Genomic DNA, 1810 nt, shown 5'->3' with positions numbered 1-1810 from the left:
GTGCGCATCGGCGGCGCGGACACCGCGGCCTACGCGCCGGAAAGCGTGCTGGCGGGCGTGTCCGTCGTCGATCAGAACGTGTTCCTGTTCGACGATTCGGTGATGGACAACATCCGCTACGCCCGGCCCGGCGCCACCGACGACGAGGTGCGGGAGGCGTGCCGTCTCGCGAACGCCGACGGGTTCGTGCGCGCCCTGCCCGAAGGCTACGCCTCGCGCATCGGGGAGAACGGCGGCCGGCTGTCGGGCGGCGAGCGCCAGCGCCTGTCCATCGCGCGCGCCATCCTGCGCGACGCGCCCATCGTGCTGCTGGACGAGGCGACGGCCTCGCTCGACATCGAGAACGAGCTGGCCGTGAAGGAGGCCATCGCCAACCTGCTGGCGAAGCGCAAGACCGTGGTGATGGTGGCGCACACGCTGGCCATCGTGCGCGGGGCCGATTCGATCGCGGTCGTCGGCGACGGCCGCGTGCTCGAGCAGGGCACGCACGACGAGCTGGTGGCCGCGGGCGGCAAGTACGCCCGCATGTGGGCGGCCGATCGCGAGCTGGCGTGATGCCGCCCGCTTCCCGCCCCGCGGGAGTCGCGCTGAACGGAACCGCTCACCTGCGGTAACGAGCGGGCAACAGCCCTTGACGCGCGTTCCTCCCCTCTGCAAAGCTTGCCCGACTGGATGGGCGCTCCGGCGCCGTGGACGAGGGCGCAGGCGAGCGAGGACGGAGCAGGCGATGGCGAACGACGGGCAGGCGGAGGAGGGGAGCGTCTCCGGCGGCGGCCGGCAACCCGCCGCGGGCGGCGGCTGTCCGACGGCTCTCCCGGCTTCCGATCCGCCGCTGTCGCGGCGCTCGGTCGCCGCCGTGTTCGCGGGGCTTCTGGTGGCGATGACCGTGGGGACCCTGAACCAGACCATCGTGGCCACCGTCCTGCCCACCATCGTGGGCGAGCTGGGCGGCGTGAACCGCATGCTGTGGGTGACCACGTCCTACGTGCTGGCCGCCACCGTCACCATGCCGTTGTACGGCAAGATGGGCGACCTCATCGGCCGCAAAGGGCTGTTCATCGGCGCGCTGGCCCTGTTCGTGGCGGGCTCGGCCGCGTGCGCGCTGGCCCCGTCGATGGAAGGGCTCGTGATCGGCCGCGCCGTGCAGGGCTTGGGCGGCGGCGGGCTCATGGTGCTCTCGCAGGCCATCGTGGCCGACGTGGTGCCGCCGCGCCGCCGCGCGCTCTACCTCAGCATCATGGGCGTGGCCTACGCCGTGCCCATGCTGGCCGGCCCGTTGCTGGGCGGATTCTTCGCCGACGCGGTGGGCTGGCGCTGGGCGTTCTGGTTCGACGTGCCGCTCGCGCTGGCCGCCATCGTCATCGCCGCCGTCTTCCTGCCGAAACCGCGCCGCACCGCGGAGAGGGCGCCGTTCGACGTCGGCGGCGCCGTGACGCTCGTGGCCGCCGTGACCGCGCTCACGCTGGCAACCTTGTGGGGCGGCAACGAGCACGCGTGGACCTCGCCGACCATCATCGGCCTGCTGGTTGCCACCGCGGTTGCGAGCGCGCTGTTCGTGCTGGCGGAGCGCCGCGCACGGGAACCGCTCATGGCGTTGTCGCTGTTCAAGAACAGGAACTTCGACATCTCCATCGTCGCAAGCTCCATCACGATGTTCGTCATGATCGGCGTGCTCACGTACCTGCCCACGTACTTCCAGATCGTCGACGACCTGAACGCCACCGCCGCCGGCTACCTGGTGGCGCCTATGAACGCGGCCTGGTTCGCCGCCTCGCTGCTGTCGGGCTACCTCGTGAACAAGCTGGGCACG

The 1810-nt window shown here is 71.5% G+C and carries 2 protein-coding genes; both read left to right on the top strand.

Features of this window, described 5'->3' with window-relative positions; translation table 11 throughout:
- Positions 1–555: ATP-binding cassette domain-containing protein (locus ACMO6A_RS08460; RefSeq protein ID WP_418471099.1), on the top strand; the 555-nt coding region annotated here is incomplete at its 5' end.
- 172 nt (positions 556–727) lie between these two features.
- A partial coding sequence (locus ACMO6A_RS08455; RefSeq protein ID WP_418471098.1) for an MFS transporter occupies positions 728–1810 on the top strand: 1083 nt, incomplete at its 3' end.

Source organism: Eggerthella sp., assembly GCF_048329335.1.
Lineage (GTDB): Bacteria > Actinomycetota > Coriobacteriia > Coriobacteriales > Eggerthellaceae > Eggerthella > Eggerthella lenta.
Note: the sequence above shows the minus strand (reverse complement) of the source record. Positions and strands in the feature narration are given on the sequence as shown.